Source organism: Stenotrophomonas sp. YJH_SMC_43, from assembly GCF_059372535.1.
Genome location: NZ_JCAFVQ010000002.1, coordinates 1,178,496 through 1,198,415, shown reverse-complemented (window position 1 = coordinate 1,198,415; position 19,920 = coordinate 1,178,496). Strand labels below are relative to the sequence as shown.

The window sequence follows — 19,920 nt, the reverse complement described above, 5'->3', positions numbered from 1 at the left end:
GCTCTACAGAAGGCGATGACGCCGAGGTCATGCAGCCTGGATCAACGTGCCAGCAGCGCGCGGGCCAGTTCCAGATCGCTCTGCTGCTGTGCGACGGCGCTCTGCTCACGCAGGTGGATCAGTGCGGCCTGCAGGCGGGCGCCACGAATCTCGCCATCGCTGGCGACGAATGCAGCCGCATCGTCGCGTGCAGCCAGCACCACCTTGTCATCACCCGAGCTGCTGCCCGAGGAACCGGAGGACGCACCCGTGGCCGAACCGGCCGACGTACCGGCGAAGCTGGAAGCGAAGCCGGCCAGCGGCAGGGACAGCAGGGCGAGCAGCAGAAGCGGACGGGTCATCGGTTCGAAGCCGGTTGTGAGGAAGCGTGGAGCGTAACGGGTGCGTGAAGGATTTGTCCGGCTCAAACGTCGAACAGCTTGCCGGGATTCAGCCGCGCTTGGGGATCGAACGCGCGTTTGACCGCCTTCATCAGCGCGATCTCGGCCGGGCCGCGGGTGCTGTCCAGGTAGCCCTTCTTGACCAGGCCGATGCCGTGTTCAGCCGAAATGCTGCCGTCGAAGCGCGCCAGTACCTGCGCCAACAGCTTGGTCACCTGCTCGCACTGCGCCACGAAATCGGCGTCGCTGGTGTCATCCGGCTTGAGCACGTTGATGTGCAGGTTGCCGTCACCGATATGGCCGAACCACACCACGTCGAAGTGCGGGTATGCCTGCCCGATCAATGCCTGGGTTTCAGCCAGGAACGCCGGCATCGACGAGATCCGCACCGAGACATCATTCTTATAGGGCTTGTAGCGCGCCAGCGACTCGGTGATGCCTTCGCGCAGGCGCCACAGCTGGGCGGCCTGGGCGTCGCTGGCGCTGATCACCCCATCGCTGACCCAGCCGTTGCCCATGCAGTCCTCGAAGGCCGCCATCGCCGCCGCTTCCTGAGCGTCGTCGCCGGCGGCGAACTCGGTGACCACGTAGTACGGATGCACCTCGTCGAACGGCGCCTGCGCACCGTGCGCCAGCACGTGCTCCAACGCCCGGTCGGTGAAGAACTCGAAGGCCTGCAACTGCAGGCGCGCGCGGAACGCAGCAAACACCTGCATCAGCACTTCGAAACTGGGCAGTGCCAGCAGCATCACGTTGCTGGCCGGCGGCGGGTCGGTCAGCTTCACCGTGGCTTCGACGATCACGCCCAGCGTGCCCTCCGAGCCGATCAGCAGCTGGCGGAAGTCATAGCCGCTGGAGTTCTTGATCAGGCCCTTGTTGAGCTCCAGCAACTCGCCGCTGGCGGTGACCACCTTCAGCCCGGCGATCCATTCGCGGGTGTTGCCGTAGCGGATCACACGGATGCCGCCGGCATTGGTGGCGATGTTGCCGCCGATCGTGCAGGACCCGCGCGCGGCGAAATCCACCGGGTAGATCAGGCCGTGGTCCAGCGCGGCATTGTGCACAGCTTCCAGTGGCATGCCGGCCTGCACCACCAGGGTGCGATCGACCGCGTCGTAGGCCAGTGCCTTGTTCATCCGTTCCAGGCTGAGCACCAGCTCGCCGTTGGCAGCCACCGCGCCCCCGGAGAGGCCGGTGCGGCCGCCGGACGGCACCACGGCCACGCCCTCGCCTGCACTCCAGCGCATCACCGCCTGCACCTCCTCGACCGTGGCCGGCAGTGCGATCGCCAGCGGCGCCGGCGTCCAGCGCCGGGTCCAGTCGCGCCCGTAATGCTCCAGGTCGGCCGGGTCGGTCTTCAGCTTCAGGCCGGGACAGGCCTGCTGCAGCGAGGCAATGCGGGAATCGGTCATGACGGTCCAGCGCGGTGCGTGAAGAACGGGCAAGCGTGCCAGCGGCGCGCGCCAGCGTCCAGCCCCGCAGCCGCGCCGATAGCTACGGATGCAACCAATTGCGCACTGCACCATGGGGGCTTCGATCTGGCATAGTGGTCAGCCCCTGTCCCACTGGCCGTGTTGCCCCATGTCGCCGAAGAAGACCTCGTTCCCGAAGCAGGATATCCGCGTGCTGTTGCTGGAGGGGGTCAGCCAGACCGCCGTGGAAGTGTTCAGCGCCGCCGGCTACAGCCAGATCGAAGCGCACACCAAGGCGCTGCCCGAGGACGAACTGAAGGCGCGCATCGCCGAGGCACATATTGTCGGCATCCGTTCGCGTACCCAGCTCAGCGCCGAGGTGCTGGCCGAGGCCAAGCGCCTGATCGCGGTGGGCTGCTTCTGCATCGGCACCAACCAGGTGGACCTGGACGCGGCCGAGCTGGCCGGTATCCCGGTGTTCAACGCGCCCTACTCCAATACCCGCAGCGTGGCCGAGCTGGTGATCGCCGAGGCCATCATGCTGACCCGCGGCATTCCGCAGAAGAACGCCGAATGCCATCGCGGCGGCTGGTCGAAGTCGGCCAGCGGCAGCCATGAAGTGCGCGGCAAGACGCTGGGCATCATCGGTTACGGCCACATCGGCACCCAGGTCGGCGTGCTGGCCGAATCGCTGGGCATGCAGGTGATCTTCCACGACGTGGAAACCAAGCTGGCGCTGGGCAATGCCCGTGCTGCCGCCAGCCTGGACGATCTGCTGGCGCGCGCCGACATCGTCACCCTGCACGTGCCGGAAACCCCGTCCACGCAGTGGATGATCGGCAGCACGGAGCTGGCGAAGATGCGCAAGGGCGCGCACCTGATCAACGCCGCGCGCGGCACCGTGGTCGACATCGATGCACTGGATGCCGCACTGGCCAGCGGTCACGTCGGCGGCGCTGCACTGGACGTGTTCCCGGTCGAGCCGAAGGGCAACGGCGATATCTTCGAATCGCCGCTGACCCGCCACGACAACGTGATCCTGACCCCGCACGTAGGCGGCAGCACGCTGGAAGCGCAGGACAACATCGGCGTGGAAGTGGCGGCCAAACTGGTGCGCTACAGCGACAACGGCAGCACCCTGTCGGCGGTCAACTTCCCGGAAGTGACCCTGCCCGAACACGAAGACAGCCTGCGCCTGCTGCACATCCACCAGAACGTGCCGGGCGTGCTGTCCAGGGTCAACGAGATCTTCTCGCGCCACAACGTCAACATCGACGGCCAGTTCCTGCGCACCGACCCGAAGGTGGGCTACGTGGTGATCGACATCACCGCCAGCGAGGCACAGGCCGCTGCCGTGCGCGACGAGCTGGCCGCGATTCCGGGCACGCTGCGGACGCGCATCCTGTATTGACGCGCGTCCCGCCTTGCACGTGTAGAGCCGAGCCCATGCTCGGCTGCGGTTCCGGCCCGCATCGAGCCGAGCATCGGCTCGGCTCTACAGGTTGCTAGCGCGCCAACCACCGGCGCGCCATGCGCTGCATCGACTCATCCGATTCCGGATCGGCGGCGACTTCGGTCACCGGCCGCCACGCCAGCTCCAGCGACTCTTGGCTGAGCACGAAGGCCTCGCCACCCAGCGCCCGGATCACGAAACGCACGTCGTAGTGCCAATGTCCCGGCACGTCCTTGCGCTCCGGAATCCAATGCTTGTCCAGATCGAAGATGGCCGGGTCTTCCAGCACCAGGCCGCTCAAGCCGGACTCCTCCTCGGCTTCCTTCAGCGCCACCCGGGCCAGGTCGCGGTCGCCGTCGGCGTGGCCGCCCAGCTGCAGCCAGCGCTGCAGCTTGCGGTGATGGGTCAACAGCAGGCGCCGGCCATCAGCACTGACCAGCCAGCAGCTGGCGGTGAAGTGGCCGGCCAGGCGCTCGCGGCGGAACGGATCTTCCGGATCGTCCAGCAATGTGCCGAATTCGGCAGCCAGTGCGTCGTGGGCAGGCTCGCGGCAGGCATAGTCCCGCAGCAGGCCACGCAGGCGATCGTCAAGCACGGCAAGGGTTTCGGCGGTCTGGCTCATGAATGGGCGGCGTTTGGAAAAATACTGCTCATTATCGCCGTTCATTGTTGCGATTGCGCTTGTGCGTTGGCTTCAGCTTTGGCTAAGGTACAGCGGGCCGTTCGCGCGGCCTTCACCATTCCAAGGTTGCCGGCAACGTATCGGCGGCCCACCCCATCCGATCACTAGGAAGTACTGCATGCTGAAAGCTCTGTTGAGGGTCAAGCCGGTCGAACCGGCCGGGCACGTCGATGCTGGCGAACCCATCGAAGGCAGCCTGGACGGCGAAGCCACGTTGAAACGGACCCTCACGGCTAAACACCTCATCCTGCTTGGCGTGGGTGCGGTGATCGGCGCTGGTATCTTCGTGCTGACCGGCCAGGCCGCGGCCAACCATGCTGGCCCGGCAGTGATGCTGTCGTTCGTGATCGCCGGCTTCGCCTGCGCCCTGGCGGGCCTGTGCTACGCCGAGTTCGCGGCAATGATGCCGGTCTCCGGCAGTGCCTACTCCTATTCCTACGCCACCCTCGGCGAAGGCATGGCCTGGTTCATCGGCTGGTGCCTGGTGCTGGAATACCTGTTCGCTTCGGCCTCGGTCGCGGTGGGCTGGTCGGCGTACCTGATCAGCTTCATCACCACCACGCTGCACATGCCGTTCCCGGATGCACTCAGTGCCGCGCCCATCGCCTGGACCGGCAGCGAGTTCATCGCCTCCGGCAAGCTGTTCAACCTGCCAGCGGTGCTGATCGTGGCGGCGGTGTCCGGCCTGCTGTACGTGGGCGTGACCCAGTCGGCCTTCGTCAACGCGATCATCGTGGCGATCAAGGTCACCGTCATCTGCCTGTTCATCGGCATCGGCGCGGCCCACATCGACCCGGCCAACTGGCAGCCGTTCATTCCGGAAAACACCGGCGTGCCGGGTGAATTCGGCTGGAGCGGCGTGTTCCGTGCGGCAACCATCGTGTTCTTCGCCTACATCGGCTTCGATGCGGTTTCCACCGCCGCCGGTGAAACCAAGGACCCGCAGCGCAACATGCCGATCGGCCTGCTCGGCTCGCTGGCCGTGTGCACCCTCGTCTACATCATCGTCTGTGCGGTGCTGACCGGCATGATGCCGTACCACCTGCTGGGCACCGACAAGCCGGTGGCCACCGCGCTGGAGCCCTACCCGACCCTGTCCTGGCTGAAGACGTTCGTTGAGATCGGCGCCATCGCCGGCCTGTCCTCGGTGGTGCTGGTGATGATGATGGGCCAGACCCGCATCGCCTACACCATCTCCCGCGACGGCCTGCTGCCGAAGTTCTTCGGCAAGGTCCACGCCCGTTTCCGCACCCCGTACGTCGCCACCATCGTGGTCGGCGTGATCGCCGCCGCACTGGCTGGCCTGGTGCCGCTGAACGTGCTGGGTGAACTGGTGTCGATGGGGACCCTGCTTGCCTTCGCCACGGTCTGCATCGGCGTGCTCGTGCTGCGCTATTCCAAGCCGGAGATCCATCGCCCGTTCCGCGTGCCGATGGTGTGGATCATCTGCCCGCTGGGCGCGGCCACCTGCCTGTTCCTGTTCTGGCAGGCGTTCGTGGTGCACTGGCACCTGTTCGTGGGCTGGACGCTGCTCGGCCTGCTGATCTACCTGGGCTACGGCATCCGCAACAGCAAGCTGGCCAAATCGCCCTGATCCGCCTACGGGCCGGCCTCGCGCCGGCCCGTCCGTTTTCCCCGCGCGCCGGTCATGGCGCGCTTCGACAAGACCACCACACATGTTCAAGCAACTGTGGGCCACCAAGCACCCGCATGCCGCCCATGAAGACGCCAACGGCCTGAGCCTGCGCCGCCACCTCGGCCCCTGGGGCCTGACCGCCCTGGGTATCGGCGCGGTGATCGGCGGCGGCATCTTCGTCATCACCGGCCAGGCCGCCGCCAACCACGCCGGCCCGGCCATCATGCTGTCCTTCGTGCTGGCCGCCATCTGCTGCGCTTTCTGCGCGCTGGCCTATGCCGAGTTCGCCTCGATGGTGCCGGTCTCCGGCAGCGCCTACACCTACACCTACGCCACCTTCGGCGAGCTCTCGGCCTGGTTCATCGGCTGGATGCTGGTGCTCGAATACGGCGTCTCCGCCTCGGCGGTCGCGGTCAGCTGGACCGGCTATTTCCTCAGCCTGCTCAGCCAGTTCGACATCCATCTACCGGCGGCGCTGGTCAGTGCCCCGCTCGACGCACAGCTGCGCCCGACCGGCGCGATCGCCAACCTGCCGGCCGCCGCACTGGTGCTGCTGCTGACCTGGGTGTGCTACGTCGGCATCAGCAAGTCCTCGGCGATGAACATGGCAATGGTCGTGCTCAAGACCGGCCTCATCCTGCTGGTCATCGTGGTCGGCTGGAAGTACGTGGACACCAGCAACTGGACCCCGTTCATCCCCGCCAACGAAGGCCCCGGCAAGTACGGCATGGAAGGCGTGCTGCGTGGCGCGGCGATGGTGTTCTTCGCCTACATCGGCTTCGAGGCGGTGTCGGTGGCGGCGCAGGAATCGAAGAATCCGCAGCGCGACATGCCGTTCGGCATGATGCTGTCGCTGGTGATCTGCACCGTGCTGTACATCGCGATGGCCGCGGTGATGACCGGGCTGGTGCCGTTCCAGCTGCTGGGCACCGACGAGCCGGTGGTGACTGCCGTGGCCGCGCATCCGCAGCTGGGCTGGCTGCGCTGGGTGGTCGAGGTCGGCGCGCTGGTCGGCCTGTCCTCGGTGGTGCTGGTGATGATCATCGGCCAGCCGCGCATCTTCATGATCATGGGCCGCGACGGCCTGCTGCCGCCGGTGTTCACCAAGATCCACCCGAGGTACCGCACCCCGCACATCAACACCGTGATCACCGGCATCGGCATCGCGCTGCTGGCGGCGCTGTTCCCGCTGGACATCCTCGGTGAGCTGACCTCGATGGGTACACTGATCGCGTTCGCCGCCGTGTGTGCCGGCGTGCTGATCCTGCGCCGCACCCAGCCGGACCTGCCGCGCCCGTTCCGCATGCCGATGGCCTGGCTGATCTGCAGCCTGGGCGTGCTGAGCTGCCTGGCGCTGCTGTCGGCGATGACGATGCACAACTGGATGCTGATGGGCGTGTGGACGTTCGTCGGTTTCGTGATCTACTTCTTCTACGGGTTCAAGCACAGCCGTCTGCGGGGGAAGTGAGGTTTTCTGCATTGCAGGGCCTGCGGCCCTGCACCTGCCTTTGAAGCCAGAGCAACGGCAACAGCTGAGCTGAGGGTTTGGCGGGGCGGGTTGGATTCGCGGGGGACGCCGTGAATCCGTCCCTGGAGGCTTGTCCGCGGCATCCATGCCGCGGACACCCCCGCGAACCCAACCCGCCCCACCTCCGACAGTCTCCTGCCCCGTCCGGTAGATCCACGCCATGCGTGGATGAAACGTTCCGGAAATGAATGGTCGGGGACGAATCTGCTGTAGAGCGGAGCCATGCTCCGCTCCGAGCAAGCGCAGCGAAGCGATCCGCTTTTCGCTTTTCATTCTTCACTCCGGGGCTGGCCGCCCGCAGGAGACTGTCAGGGGCGGGGCGGGTGGGCCGTGCAGGGGCGTTGGCGCCATGGATGGCGCCATCGAGCTTACAGGGACGTACTTGCAGCGTCCCCTGCACGGCCCACCCCATGAACCGCTCTGCGCGACCAGCCACGAGGGGCTCAGCCGTTGGCCGAATCCAGTAAAATCGCCCCCATGAACGCCCCCACCTTCCCCTACGACACCGCGCGCCTGAGCGAACTGGCCCAGCTGCTGATCGACAACGTCCGCGAACTGGCCCAGGCCGGCTGGACCCCGGCCACCAGCAGCAACTTCTCCCACCGCCTGGACGACCGCCACGCCGCGATCACCGTCTCGGGCAAGGACAAGGGCCGCCTGATCGAGGACGACATCATGGTAGTGGACTTCGACGGCCTGGCCGTCGGCCGCCCGCTGCGCCCGTCCGCCGAAACCCTGCTGCACACCCAGCTGTACCGCCGCTTCCCGGAGATCGGCTGCGTGCTGCACACCCATTCGCCGGTGCAGACCATCGCTTCGCGCCTGTACGCGCCGCAGGGCCATATCCGCCTGGAAGGCTACGAGCTGCTGAAGGCCTTCGCCGGCAACAGCACCCACGAGATGGCCATCGACGTACCGGTGTTCGCCAACACCCAGGACATGAACGTGCTTTCAAAGCAGGTCGATGACCTGCTCGACCAGAAGAACCTGTGGGGCTACCTGATCGATGGCCACGGCCTGTATGCCTGGGGTCGCGACATGGCCGAGGCGCGTCGCCACCTGGAAGCGTTCGAGTTCCTGTTCCACTGCGAGCTCGAGCTGCGCCGGCTGCGCGGCTGAACCGGCGCGCAGGTGCAGATGCCGATCCGGAATCTGCGCCTCGCCCCCACCCTGCTACCCTGTCTTCCCCCCGAGACGTTCAAGCTGCCGCCATGAGCCGACTGCGCATCTACGACGACACCCGCCCCGAATCGCCGCTGCTGGACACCCAGGACGGCGCGCTCATCGCTGCCGAACTGCAGAAGATCGGCGTTACCTTCGAACGCTGGCAGGCCACCGCACCGGTCGCGCCCGGTGCCAGCCAGGAGGAAGTATTCGCGGCGTACCGCGCCGACATCGACCGCCTGGTCGCCGAGAACGGCTTCAAGAGCGTGGACGTGGCCTCGATCGCCCCGGACAACCCGAACCGCGCCGAGCTGCGCAAGAAGTTCCTCGACGAGCACTTCCACAAGGAAGACGAGGTGCGCTTCTTCGTCGCCGGGTCCGGCCTGTTCACCCTGCACGTGGAAGACAAGGTCTACGAGATCGAGTGCGTGAAGGACGACCTGATCGCCGTGCCCGATGGCACCACCCACTGGTTCGACATGGGTGAGGAGCCGAGCTTCGTGGCGATCCGCTTCTTCACCGAGCCGGATGGCTGGGTCGGTCACTTCACCGGTACCGACATCGCGCAGAAATTCCCCCGTTACGTACCTACCCAGGCGTCCTGATCCATGCAGCCCCGCGTCATCCTGACCGACATCGAAGGCACCACCAGCAGCATCTCGTTCGTCAAGAACGTGCTGTTCCCCTATGCCCGCAAGGCCTTGCCGGCGTTCGTCGCAGAACGTGGCCAGCAGCCGGAGGTCCGCCGCTGGCTGGATGCGGTGGCTACCGAGATCGGCGGTGCCTGCCAGGACAGCCTGGTGGCCGAGACGCTGCAGGGCTGGATCGACCAGGACCGCAAGCACACCGCACTGAAGGCGCTGCAGGGCCTGATCTGGGACGAGGGCTACCGTCGCGGCGATTACACCGCGCACTTCTACCCGGAAGTGGCGCCGGTGCTGAAGGGCTGGCACGCCTCCGGCCTGCCGCTGTACGTGTATTCCTCCGGCTCGGTGCCGGCGCAGAAGCTGTTCTTCGGCTTCAGCGACGCCGGTGACCTCAGCCCGCTGGTGTCGGGCTGGTTCGATACCGAGATCGGCGGCAAGCGTGAAGCCGACAGCTATCGCCGCATCGTGCAGGCCATTGGCGTTCCGGCCGGCGAGATCCTGTTCCTGTCCGATGTGGTGGAGGAACTGGATGCCGCCCGCGAAGCTGGACTGCAGACCCGCCTGATCGACCGCTTGGACGATTACCCGCTGCCGCGTACCGGCCAGGCCGCCAACGGCCACGAGCGGGTCGAGAATTTCCAGCAGATCCAGCTGTAAGGGTGTGCGGACCTACGGTCCGCACCCACCTCAACGGTCCACACCCACGCCGGGCATGGCCCGGCGCTACCGTGGTCCATGAATGGTAGCGCCGGGCCATGCCCGGCGGATGCCCTCAACGGTCGTTGAGGGTTTTCACCTTCAGCGCTTCGCGCAGCGTCGTCAGATCCACCGGGCCGCGTACGGCGATATCGCGGGTTTCGCCCGGCAGCAGGTCCAGCAGGTTGTCTTCGACCTGCACATCCAACGCACCGAAATCAATCCACGCCGCGCGCACGTACGCCGCGCTTTCCAGCCGTAGTCGATAGTGGCCGCCTTCGATGGACAAGGTGGCCTTGAGCTTCTGCCGCGGCAACACCTGGTCCTTGGCTTCGACGAATCCGACCACCTGCCGCGCGCTCACCGCCCCATTCTGCAGCAGCTCGAACACGGCCACCGTGCGCTTCGGGTCGGCACCGGCCAGCAGCTCCGCGTCGCGGAAATCACCGATCGAGGTGACGCCTGACGCCGTCAACGTCACCGCGTCCTCGCGTCGACGCAGCACCTTGCCGTCCATGTCCATCACCCGCAGCCGCCAACGCGCATCCTGCGCGGCGCCATCATTGATCAGGCGCACCCGCGTGCTGCCCTCGTCACGCAGCGCCGCCACCGTCACCGGCGCGAAGAAGCGCCGCGCGGCGAAATGCAGTGCGTTCCAGCGGCCAAAATAGTCCACGCTGGACCAGGAAGCGCCCGGCCAGACGTCGTTGAGCTGCCAGTACAGCGAGCCCATCGTGTACGGCCGCGAGGCGCGGTGATGCAATGCCGCCAGCGCGATGCCATCGGCCTGCATCACCTGGCTCAGGTAGACGAAGTCCTCGAAGTCCTTCGGCGTGCCGTAACCCAGTTCGATGTAGTGCAGCAGGCGGCTGTTGCCCTCGCCCGCCATGAACTTCTGGTGCGCGCGGATCACCGGGCTGTCGATGCGCTGCTCGGCGCGGGTGGCGATCTGGTCCACCGTCGCCACCGACGGCCACGCCTGCAGCCCGTACTCGGACATGAAGCGCGGCGTCTCGCGCAGGTAGGCCTGCACCGGCAGCGCCGGATTGCCCCAGACCTGCCAGTAGTGCTTGTCGCCACGGGAGGAATCGTTGGCTTTCTCATCCAGGTCGTTGCTGGGCGAGCTGGACCAGTACGGCACGCCCAACCCCTCCTCACCTACTACCTGGCGCAGGTCATTGCCGAACAGGTCGACATAGCCCTGCCACACCTTCGCTGCAAACGCCGGGTCGGCCGCCTTCAGGTCGCGACCATGGCCCCAGTCCTTCCAGGCGGTCTCTTCCTCGTTGTTGCCACACCACAGCACGATGCTGGGATGGTGCCGCAGGCGCCGCACGTTGTCGCGCGCCTCGGCCACCACGCTGGCACGGAAGGCCGGATCGTAGCCCGGCTGCATGCCACCACCGAACATGAAGTCCTGCCAGACCAGCAGGCCCAGTTCATCGGCGATGTCGAAGAACGCATCATCCTCGTAGTAGCCGCCGCCCCAGTTGCGCAGCATGTTCATGTTGGCATCGCGCGCGGCGGTCAGCACCTGGCGCAGGCGTGCGGCATCGACGCGTGCGGGGAAGGCATCGAACGGAATCACGTTGGCGCCCTTGGCGAAGATCGGCACGCCGTTGATGACGAGGGCGAAGCCCTGCCCGCCCTTGCCGTCCTCTTCGCGGCGCAGCTCAACCGTGCGCAGGCCGATGCGCTGCTGGCGCGCCCACGTTGCATCGGCGCCATCATCCAGGCGGGCCTGCACGGTGTAGCGGTCCTGTGCACCGTGGCCGACCGGCCACCAGCGCTGCGGCTTGACCAGTTCGACCGGTACTTCGACGGCGTTCTGGCCAGGCTTCAGCAGCACCGTGCGCTTCACCCGGGCCACGCTGCGGCCCTGCGGATCCTGCACATCCACATTCACCACGGCCGAGCCCGCCGCCGCGCCCTGCTCCACCTGCAGCAGCACCGTCAGCTTCGCCTGCTGCGCGCTCAATGCATCAGTGCGCACCGCCAGATCAGCCAATCGATGCGTATCCCAGGCCTGCAGGTCGACACCGCGCCAGACGCCGGCCGTGACATAGCGCGGGCCCCAGTCCCAGCCGAAGTGGTAAGCCGGCTTGCGCGCGAAGTTGCCGACCATCGCGTCCTTCGGCTCGTCGCCATACGGCGAAGGATAGTTGCCGGCGATCTTGTGCGGCATCGCCTGTACGCCCGGAAGCAGCGTGCGGATCGGCGAACGGAACACGATCTGCAGTTCATTGCCGTTCGCGCGCAGGCGCCCATCCACGCGCGCACGCCACGTGCGGTGCGCGTTGTCCGCACGCAGCAGCGGCTTGCCGTTGAGACTGACTTCGGCATAAGTGTCCAGCCCGTCGAAGCGCAGTTCGGCATTGGGCTTGGCCAGCGTCGCCGCATCCACGTCAAAGCGTGCGCGGTACTCCCAGGCCGCCAGGCCGATCCACTGTAGTTCGGCCTCCGGCGCGCCAACGTACGGATCGCGGATCAGCGCGTGGGCCAGCAGGTCGGTGTGCACGCTGCCGGGCACCTGGGCCGCACGCCACTGCTGCAGACCGGGATGGGCCGCGCCCTGCGCGTCGCCGGGCAGCATGCGGAATTCCCACTGTGCCTGTAGTGGCGCCGCAGTTGCCGGGAAGGCGGAGGCCGCGATCAGCAGCAGGAGCAGGCGGACAACGAGGGGAAGGCGATGCACGGGATGCTCCTGTTTTTCCGCCGGGCATGGCCCGGCGCTACCAATTCAACACGCCACGGTAGCGCCGGACCACGTCCGGCGAGCGCGGAGCGCGGCAGACCTCAACGCACGACGTTCAACACTTCGTAGCACGCACCCATGGTGTGGTAATCCACCTTGCCGGCCGGGCTCTTCTCGTCGCTGTACTTGCGGTTGTCGGCATCGAGGATGCGGAACCAGGCGCCGTACTGATGGTCGACGAAGTGCTCCCACGCGTACGCCCAGATGCGCTCGTACCACTGCCAGTAGCGATCACCGCCGGTGCGCTTGGCCATCAGCGCGGCTGTGGCCAGGGTCTCGGCCTGCACCCAGAAGTACTTGTCGTCGTCGCAGACGAAGCTGTCGCCACCGATCGGCGCGCCCTCCATGCCCGGCTGCCGGCGCGATTCCGGTGCGAAGCCGTAGTAGAGGCCACCACGCGCCTCATCCCAGCTGCGCGCCACGGCCACGTCGAACAGATGCTGCGCGGTCGGCACCAGCCAGTCGGCCTGCACGTGGCGATCGAGGATCAGCAGCAGCTTGGCCCACTCGGTCTGATGCCCCGGCTGGAAGCCCCACGGGCGGAACAGGTGCTTGGGATCGTCCAGGTTGTAGTCCCAGTCAATCTCCCAGTTGGAATCGTAGTGCTCCCAGACCAGGCCGCCAGCCTTGGCGGCCTGGCGGCGGGTCATGTTGTCGGCCAGCTGCAGCGCACGCTCGACGTAACGCGGTTCGCCACTGGCCTCGAACGCCGCCAGCATCGCCTCGCACATGTGCATGTTGGCGTTCTGGCCGCGATAGCCGGTGAAGTTCCACTGGCCGTCGGCCTCGTCCTTGTACAGGCCGTGCTGCGGCTCCCAGAAGCGCGCTTCCAGCAGTTGCCAAGTCTCGTCCATCCAGGCGCGCGCCTGCTCGATGCCGGCCTTCAGCGCACAGCTGTAGGCCAGCAGCACGAACGCCACGCCATAGCAGTGGTTCATGTCGTCCTCGACCTTGCCGTCGCGCAGGGTCCAGGCGTAGCCACCGGTGGCCGGATTGCGATGCACCTCGCGCAGATAGCGCACGCCATGCTCGACTGCGTCGCGGTATTCGTCGTTGCCGAACTCGCGGTATGCCATCGCGTAGTTGAAGACGAAACGGGTGCTGCTCACCAGGTGGCGGTGGCTGGCATCGTAGATGCTGCCGTCATCACGGAAGTAGTGGAAGAAGCCGCCGTTCGGATCGATGCAGCGCGGGTGGTAGAACGCCATCGTGTCGGCGATATGCGCACGCAGGAACGCGGGTGAACGGAAATCGGGCGAGGTGCTCATGCGGTAATGTCCTGGGCCTGCAGCAGCTGCTGCACTTCATCGAGCGAGGGCATCGCGGCGAACGCGCCCTTGCGGGTAACAGCCAGAGCGCCGACCGCGGCACCGAAGCGCAGCGTGGCGGTGATCGCCTCCGGGTCCTGGCAGAACGCTGCAAAGCCTGCACCGGCCCCGCCACGCTCCAGCAGTCCGACCAGCACGCCACCGACGAAGGCATCGCCGGCGGCCGTGGTATCGACGGTGGCCACACGGAAGCTGGTGACCGTGCCGTGGTCGTCGCGCGTATACCAGTGCAGCGTGGCCGCACCATCGGTAACGATTACCCAGCGCGCCTGCGCGGCCAGCAGGCGCTTCAGCACCACTGCCTCGCCATCGGCACCCAGCGGTGCCGCCAGGTAATCCAGCTCCTCGCGCGACAGCTTGACCAGGTCGGCACGTTCCAGCGCCTGCCACAGGCGCGGCGTCGGGTCCTCGTTGGCCGGCCACAGCGCCGGGCGCAGATTGAGGTCCAGGCTGACCACCGCACCGGCGTCACGGGCGCGCTCCATGCCGGCGAAGGTCGCCTCGGCAATGGCCGGCTCGGTCAGGCTGTTGGAGCAGACATGGAAGCACTGCGCGCTGTCGAAGCACGCGGCCTGGAAGTCGCTGTCACGGAACAGCAGGTCGGCCGCCGGCGGGCGGTAGAAACTGAAGCTGCGCTCGCCGCTGGCATCCAGCGCGACGAAGGCCAGTGCGGTCTTGGCCGCATCGGTGCGCACGATGTAATCCGTGCCGACGCCGTGTTCGATCAGGCTTTCGGCCAGGAAGTCACCGAACATGTCGCGGCCCAGCATGCCGACGAACTGGGTCTTCGCACCAAGGCGCGCTGCCGCCACCGCAACATTGGCCGGCGCACCGCCGGCGTACTGCAGGAACGCGCGCGGGGTGTCGGTCGAAGCCGGCGGCTGCGCCAGTAGATCGATCAAAATTTCGCCGAAGCAAACGATGGAACCCATTCCGGACTCAGCCTCCCTGCGTTGCGGAAGCCGGCGTACGTGCGCCGACCAGTCCGTAGAAGATGATGTAGCCGTAGCACAGCAGCGGCAGGATGAAGCTGGCCTGCACGCCGATGTGGTCGGCCAGCACGCCCTGCAGGTACGGCACCACGGCGCCACCGACGATGGCCATGATCAGCAGGCTGGAGCCCTTGTTGGTCAGCGGGCCCAGGCGCTCGATGCTCAGTGCGAAGATGGTCGGGAACATGATCGAATTGAACAGGCCGATCGCCACCACCGAGTACAGCGCGATGTTGCCGGAGCTCAGCATGGTCGTGACCAGCAGGGCCACGTTGACCAGCGCGAAGATCGCCAGCAGTCGGCTCGGCGAGAAGCGCGCCAGCAGCGCGGAGCCCGCGAAGCGGCCGATCATCGCCATCGTCCAGTAGGCCGACACGTAATGGGTGGCCTCCTGTTCGCTGAAGCCACCGATGTTCGGCATCGACAGGTAATTGACCAGGAAGCTGCCGATCGATACTTCGGCACCGACGTAGAAGAAGATGCCGAGCACGCCCAGCAGCAGGTGGCGCTTGCGCAGCGCATCCAGGTAGCTGTGATGGTGGCCCTGGTCGGCCTGCTCGGTGGCGTCGCTCAGCGCCGGCAGGCGGAACAGGAACACGAACAGCGCCAGCAGCACCAGCGCAACCGCCAGGCCCACGTACGGGCCCTGCACCGCCTGCGCCTCGGCGGCGCGGTAGGCCAGCTGTTCGGCGGCCGGCAGCGCCGCGATGTCGTCAGCGCTCTTGACCGTGTTGGACAGGATCAGCATGCCGCCGAAGATCGGGGCGATGGCCGTGCCCAGCGAGTTCAGTGCCTGCGCCAGGGTCAGGCGGCTGGAACTGGTCTGCTCCGGGCCCAGCAGCGCGACGTAGGGATTGGCAGCGACCTGCAGCACGGTGATGCCGGTAGCCAGCACGAACAGCGCACCAAGGAAGGCGCCGTACACGCGCAGCTCGGCCGCGGGCCAGAAGCCCAGCGCACCGATACCGGCGATCACCAGGCCGGCCACGATGCCCTTCTTGTAGCCCAGCGCCGCCACCAGGCGACCCGCCGGCAGCGACATCAGGAAATAGGTGCCGAAGAAGGTGAACTGCACCAGCATCGCCTTGGCGTAGTTCAGCTCGAACACCGCCTTCAGGTGCGGGATCAAGATGTCATTGAGGCAGGTCAGGAAGCCCCACATGAAGAAGATCGTGGTGACGACAGCCAGCGCCTTGCCGTTGGTGACGGCGGGTGCGTTGCCCGAAGATCCCGTTGGACGGGGCGTTGCGGAGATCGGCATGCGGTACGCGCCTCGATGCGCGGAAGGTCGTTGTTGCGTGGAAGGGATATATGGAAGAAATCAGTTCGGTCGTGCGGCGCTGCTTTCGCGGATGCGCAGCTGCACCGGCGCGACCGTGCGCCGTGGCGGCGCGTCCGGTTCGTCCAATCGTTGCAGCAGCAGCGCGGCAGCTTGCCGACCCCGCTCGCGCGGATCGGCGGTGAGCGTAGTCAGTGGCGGTACCGCGACCGACGCCTCGGAAATATCATCGAAACCGGTGACGGCAAAATCACCGCCCGGACGGATGCCGCGTGAATTCAAGCCCAGCATCAGGCCCAGCGCGACGGTGTCGTTGTAGCAGACCGCCGCACTCGGGCGATGGCCGTCGGCAAACAATTCATCGGTACGCGCCGCGGCTTCCAGGCGGTTCGGCGCCGACTCGATCATCCAACCCGGCGGCAGTGACAGGCCCGCTTCGGCCAGCGCCTGCTGGAAACCGGCGCGGCGCTGGTGGCACGAGCTCGATGCAGCATGGCCGCCGAAGAAGGCAATCTGGCGATGGCCGCGCTCGATCAGGTGGCGCGTGGCCAGATAGGCACCGTGCTGGTTGTCCAGGGTCAGGAAGTCCCAGTCGGCGCCGTCCAGTTCACGATTGAACAGCAGCACGTTGGCATTGGCACCCAACGCCTGCCGCAACTGCGCGGTATCGCTGCCCTCGGCCGGCGACAGGATCAAGCCGGCCGGGGTGTGTTCCATCAGCGTGGACAGCACCGCCTGCTGGCGCTCCGGCGATTCACCGGTACTGCCCAGCAGGGTCACGTAGCCGCGCCCGCCCAACGCCTCGTCCACGCCGGAGGCGAATTCGGCGAAGAACGGGTTGGACAGATCGTTGATCACCAGCGCGATGCTTGACGACGTACGACGACGGAGGTTGGCCGCCGCGCGGTTGTAGACATAGCGCTGGCGACGCAGTTCGGCCTCGACCTTGGCGCGGGTATCGACGTTGACCAGTGGGCTGCCACGCAGCACCAGCGACACGGTTGCCCGTGACACGCCGATGGCACGCGCGATGTCGGTCACCGTCACCGCCTTGCCGGCGCGCTTGCTGGGACTGCTGCCGTTGTCGTTCATCGTCTTCCCGGACTCCGCTGGAGGCTCAAGCCTAATGGATCAGGGCCGTGTCGTGCCGTGCCGTTCGCTGGGTGACCGCGAACGGCACAGTCCGGCTCAGCGCAGCTGGCTGCCCGGTGCCGCGCACCAGGACACCGGCAGGTCCTTCACCGCCGTACCCCAGCCCTGCTCCGGCGCCTTCGCATCGAGCGCGAAGTGCAGGCGCGGGCCCTGCTGCAGGCGGTTCCAGTCCAGCCACACCGGTGCATGCGCCTGGCCATCGACCTGCACGCCCTGCACGTACTGCAGGCGGCGGCCATCGGCACCCGGCGCGTCGATGCGCAGCGTGCGGCCATTGCCCATGTCCACTTCCACCTTGCTGAAGCGCGGGGTGTGCAGCAGGAACTGGCCGCTGCCCGGCACCGCCGGGTACACGCCGATGGCGCTGAACAGGTACCAGGCCGACATCGTGCCGAGGTCATCGTTGCCGGTCACGCCGTTGGGCGCGTTGGTGAACAACTGCTGCGCGGCGCGCACCACGGCGGCGGTCTTCCACGGCTGGCCGATCAGCGTGTACAGCCACGGCGAGTGCAGGTCGGGCTCGTTGTTCGGGTTGTAGCGGAACTGGTTGTAATAGCTGTACGGCCCGACCACCCACTCTTTGCGGGCGGCATTGAGCGGGTCGGCCTGCAGCGCGTCCATCGCGAAGAAGGCATCGAGGCGGCGGCCGGCCTGTTCGCGGCCGTCCATCGCCTCGACCAGGCCCGGCACGTCCTGCTGCGCCAGCCACTGGTACTGCCACGCTGTGCCTTCATGGAAACCGTGATGCGAGCGCGGGCTGTAGTGGCCATCGGCCGGCGTGTACCACTGGCCATCTTCGGTGCGCGGGCGCGGAAAACCGGTGAAGCCGGTCTCGGCGTCACGCACCTGCGGGTCCCACACCTTGCGCCAGTTGCGGCCGCGCTCACGCAGCGTCGCCGCGTCCTGCGCGTGGCCGAGGCCATCGGCCATCTGCGAAAGCGCACAGTCGGCCAGCGCGTATTCCAAGGTGGCCGAACCGCCATGGTGCGGATCGACGTCCATGCCCTTGGACGGGAACGCGCGGTCGTAGACCACGTAGCCCTTGTCCAGATAGGTCGGGTTGCCGGAACGGCCGGCCATGCGCGAGTTCAACGGCGGCGTGCCGAAGGCGTTGCGGCGCAGCGCATCCCAGGCCTGCGATTCACGGCCCTTGAGCGCGCCGAAGCGCCACAGGTCGACCATGAACGGGGTGACCGGGTCGCCGGTCATGATGTTGGTCTCGAAGTTGGCATAGCCCCAGCGCGGCAGCCAACCACCCTGCTCGTCGATCGCCAGCAGGGTACGGCCGATATCGCGTGCCACGTCCGGGCGGGTCAGCGCCAGCCACTGGTTCTGCGCGCGGTAGGTATCCCACAGCGAGAAGTACTCGTAGTAGGTCCAGCCGTCGGCACGGTGGATACCATCGTCATAGCCGCGGTAGCGCCCGTCGGCGTCGTTGCCGGTCATCGGCTGCAGCAGCGCGTGGTAGACCGCGCTGTAGAACACCGCGCGGTCGTCGGCGTTGCCACCCTGCACGCGCACCCGGCCCAGCTGCTCGCGCCAGGATTGCTGGGACAACGCACGCATGCGGTCGAAACCGAGCAGCGCCCCATCCTGCATGCCGTCCGCGCGCAGGTTGATGCGCGCGCCTTCGGCATCCACGTGCGAGATCGCGCTGACCGCCGTCACCGACTGGCCCTTGGCCAGATCAAAGCTGAGCCAGGCCCCATTCGGCTTCTGTTCGCCTTCCATGCTGTGGCGTGCGCCCGGCAGGCCGCCACCCTCGCCCCAAGTGCCATGCGCCTTGAACGGGCGATCGAACTCGATGCGGAACCAGGTGGTGTACTGGTGGCCGCCACAGAAACTCTTGGTGACCAGCTTGCCTTCCACCACGCGGTCGCCGACCACATCGACCACGCTGCCGATCACCGAATGGCGCTCGTTGGCCTGGCCGACATTGACCAGCACGTGGCCATCGCCCTGGCGCTGGCTGAAGGTGTAGCGCTCGGCTGCGGCGCGCGTACGTGCGGTCGATTCTGCGTCGATGCCGCCGTAGCTGGTCAGCCGCACTTTGTAATAGCCGGCCTGGCCGACCTCGCCGTCATGGGTGTACGACGAGGCATACGCCTTGTGGTCAAACTGCTTGGCGTTGCCGGTATCGAAATCGCCGCCCGGGCCGATCGAACCGGTCACCGGCAGCACCGACACCTGGCCGCCCTGCTCCCAGCAACCTGCGCCGGAGATGAAGGAGTGGCCGAAACCGCGGATCTTCTCGTCGTCATAGCGCCAGCCCGAGTAGTGGCTGCCGATCGGGCTGACCTGGATCAGGCCGAACGGTGCCGACGCGCCTGGGAACGTGTTGCCGTCGTCCTTGCTGCCGATGAAGGTGTTGACCTCGCGCTCCAGCGCGGCCGGCGCGGCCTGCAGCAGCATCGGCGACGCCGACAGTGCGAGCAGGCAGGCCAGCCGCGCCAGCGGGCGCGAAGACAATGGGACGGCGGGAGCGGACGGCACTGGACGCATGTCGGGTTCCTGTAGTCGATGACACGGAGGCAGACGGCCGGGGCCGTCCGGCACCGTTCCGCTGAGCTCCGCCACAACTGGCAGAAAGCTCCCCCTGGAATGACGCCCGACCCGTGCGACCGTGAATTTAGATCGATTCAAGTAGAGCATGCAGGTTCAGCCGAATGCATTCTGCGGCGCAGCATGAAAGGGGGTGTTCGGCAGGGCTGCGCCCTGCACCCGCTCCGAGCTGGAGCAACAGCAACAGCAGAAGCTGGTTTCCTGTGGGGAGTCGGGGTGGGTCCGGTTGCGGGGGACGCTGCAAGTACGTCCAT

At 66.9% G+C, this 19,920-nt stretch carries 15 protein-coding genes; 6 read left to right on the top strand and 9 right to left on the bottom strand.

Annotated features, from left to right (window positions below):
- Window positions 1–41: 41 nt before the first annotated feature.
- Both AC5QAH_RS12015 and AC5QAH_RS12010 read right to left on the bottom strand, forming a co-directional pair.
- Complete coding sequence (locus AC5QAH_RS12015) at window positions 42–341, bottom strand: DUF2388 domain-containing protein (protein WP_262103046.1); 300 nt, start codon at window positions 339–341, stop codon at window positions 42–44.
- Between the two features lie 62 nt (window positions 342–403).
- Window positions 404–1,792 carry an FAD-binding oxidoreductase gene (locus tag AC5QAH_RS12010; protein WP_053442937.1) on the bottom strand — a complete coding sequence of 463 codons (1,389 nt, stop codon included), beginning with the start codon at window positions 1,790–1,792 and terminating at the stop codon, window positions 404–406.
- Window positions 1,793–1,961: 169 nt separating this feature from the next.
- Between AC5QAH_RS12010 and serA the strand changes: the two genes are divergently transcribed.
- On the top strand, window positions 1,962–3,203 hold the full coding sequence (gene serA / locus AC5QAH_RS12005; protein WP_010482552.1) for a phosphoglycerate dehydrogenase: 1,242 nt from the start codon (window positions 1,962–1,964) through the stop codon (window positions 3,201–3,203).
- A 94-nt stretch (window positions 3,204–3,297) separates the two neighbouring features.
- On the opposite strand, the gene AC5QAH_RS12000 is transcribed toward serA, so the two are convergent.
- Window positions 3,298–3,912 carry an NUDIX hydrolase gene (locus AC5QAH_RS12000; RefSeq protein WP_100445518.1) on the bottom strand — a complete coding sequence of 205 codons (615 nt, stop codon included), beginning with the start codon at window positions 3,910–3,912 and terminating at the stop codon, window positions 3,298–3,300.
- A 133-nt stretch (window positions 3,913–4,045) separates the two neighbouring features.
- Between AC5QAH_RS12000 and AC5QAH_RS11995 the strand changes: the two genes are divergently transcribed.
- The 5 genes from AC5QAH_RS11995 (at window position 4,046) to mtnC (ending at window position 9,559) form a co-directional block, all read left to right on the top strand.
- Window positions 4,046–5,521 carry an amino acid permease gene (locus AC5QAH_RS11995; RefSeq protein ID WP_010482554.1) on the top strand — a complete coding sequence of 492 codons (1,476 nt, stop codon included), beginning with the start codon at window positions 4,046–4,048 and terminating at the stop codon, window positions 5,519–5,521.
- Window positions 5,522–5,603: 82 nt separating this feature from the next.
- The gene (locus AC5QAH_RS11990) at window positions 5,604–7,031 is read left to right on the top strand and encodes an amino acid permease (RefSeq protein ID WP_049453483.1); all 1,428 of its coding nucleotides are present in this window, start codon (window positions 5,604–5,606) and stop codon (window positions 7,029–7,031) included.
- Between the two features lie 537 nt (window positions 7,032–7,568).
- The gene (locus AC5QAH_RS11985) at window positions 7,569–8,210 is read left to right on the top strand and encodes a methylthioribulose 1-phosphate dehydratase (protein WP_049453481.1); all 642 of its coding nucleotides are present in this window, start codon (window positions 7,569–7,571) and stop codon (window positions 8,208–8,210) included.
- A 92-nt stretch (window positions 8,211–8,302) separates the two neighbouring features.
- On the top strand, window positions 8,303–8,860 hold the full coding sequence (locus AC5QAH_RS11980; protein WP_019336326.1) for a 1,2-dihydroxy-3-keto-5-methylthiopentene dioxygenase: 558 nt from the start codon (window positions 8,303–8,305) through the stop codon (window positions 8,858–8,860).
- A 3-nt stretch (window positions 8,861–8,863) separates the two neighbouring features.
- Window positions 8,864–9,559, top strand: coding sequence for an acireductone synthase (gene mtnC, locus AC5QAH_RS11975; RefSeq protein WP_262103044.1), 696 nt, complete (start codon window positions 8,864–8,866; stop codon window positions 9,557–9,559).
- Between the two features lie 115 nt (window positions 9,560–9,674).
- Here the strand turns inward: mtnC and AC5QAH_RS11970 are convergent, their stop codons facing one another.
- The 6 genes from AC5QAH_RS11970 to AC5QAH_RS11945 form a co-directional block, all read right to left on the bottom strand.
- On the bottom strand, window positions 9,675–12,293 hold the full coding sequence (locus tag AC5QAH_RS11970) for a beta-mannosidase (protein ID WP_495232354.1): 2,619 nt from the start codon (window positions 12,291–12,293) through the stop codon (window positions 9,675–9,677).
- 101 nt (window positions 12,294–12,394) lie between these two features.
- Window positions 12,395–13,621, bottom strand: coding sequence for an AGE family epimerase/isomerase (locus AC5QAH_RS11965; protein WP_313310702.1), 1,227 nt, complete (start codon window positions 13,619–13,621; stop codon window positions 12,395–12,397).
- Window positions 13,618–14,613, bottom strand: coding sequence for a carbohydrate kinase family protein (locus tag AC5QAH_RS11960; RefSeq protein ID WP_311069140.1), 996 nt, complete (start codon window positions 14,611–14,613; stop codon window positions 13,618–13,620). The genes AC5QAH_RS11965 and AC5QAH_RS11960 overlap by 4 nt, the downstream gene beginning before the upstream one ends.
- Before the next feature lie 7 nt (window positions 14,614–14,620).
- Entirely contained in the window at window positions 14,621–15,934 is a 1,314-nt protein-coding gene (gene fucP / locus AC5QAH_RS11955) for an L-fucose:H+ symporter permease (protein WP_049409375.1), read from the bottom strand.
- 60 nt (window positions 15,935–15,994) lie between these two features.
- Window positions 15,995–17,044 (bottom strand): LacI family DNA-binding transcriptional regulator, encoded by a 1,050-nt coding sequence (locus tag AC5QAH_RS11950; RefSeq protein WP_010482566.1) that lies wholly within the window; start codon window positions 17,042–17,044, stop codon window positions 15,995–15,997.
- Window positions 17,045–17,140: 96 nt separating this feature from the next.
- Window positions 17,141–19,606 (bottom strand): GH92 family glycosyl hydrolase, encoded by a 2,466-nt coding sequence (locus tag AC5QAH_RS11945; RefSeq protein WP_053442929.1) that lies wholly within the window; start codon window positions 19,604–19,606, stop codon window positions 17,141–17,143.
- Between the last annotated feature and the right edge of the window lie 314 nt (window positions 19,607–19,920).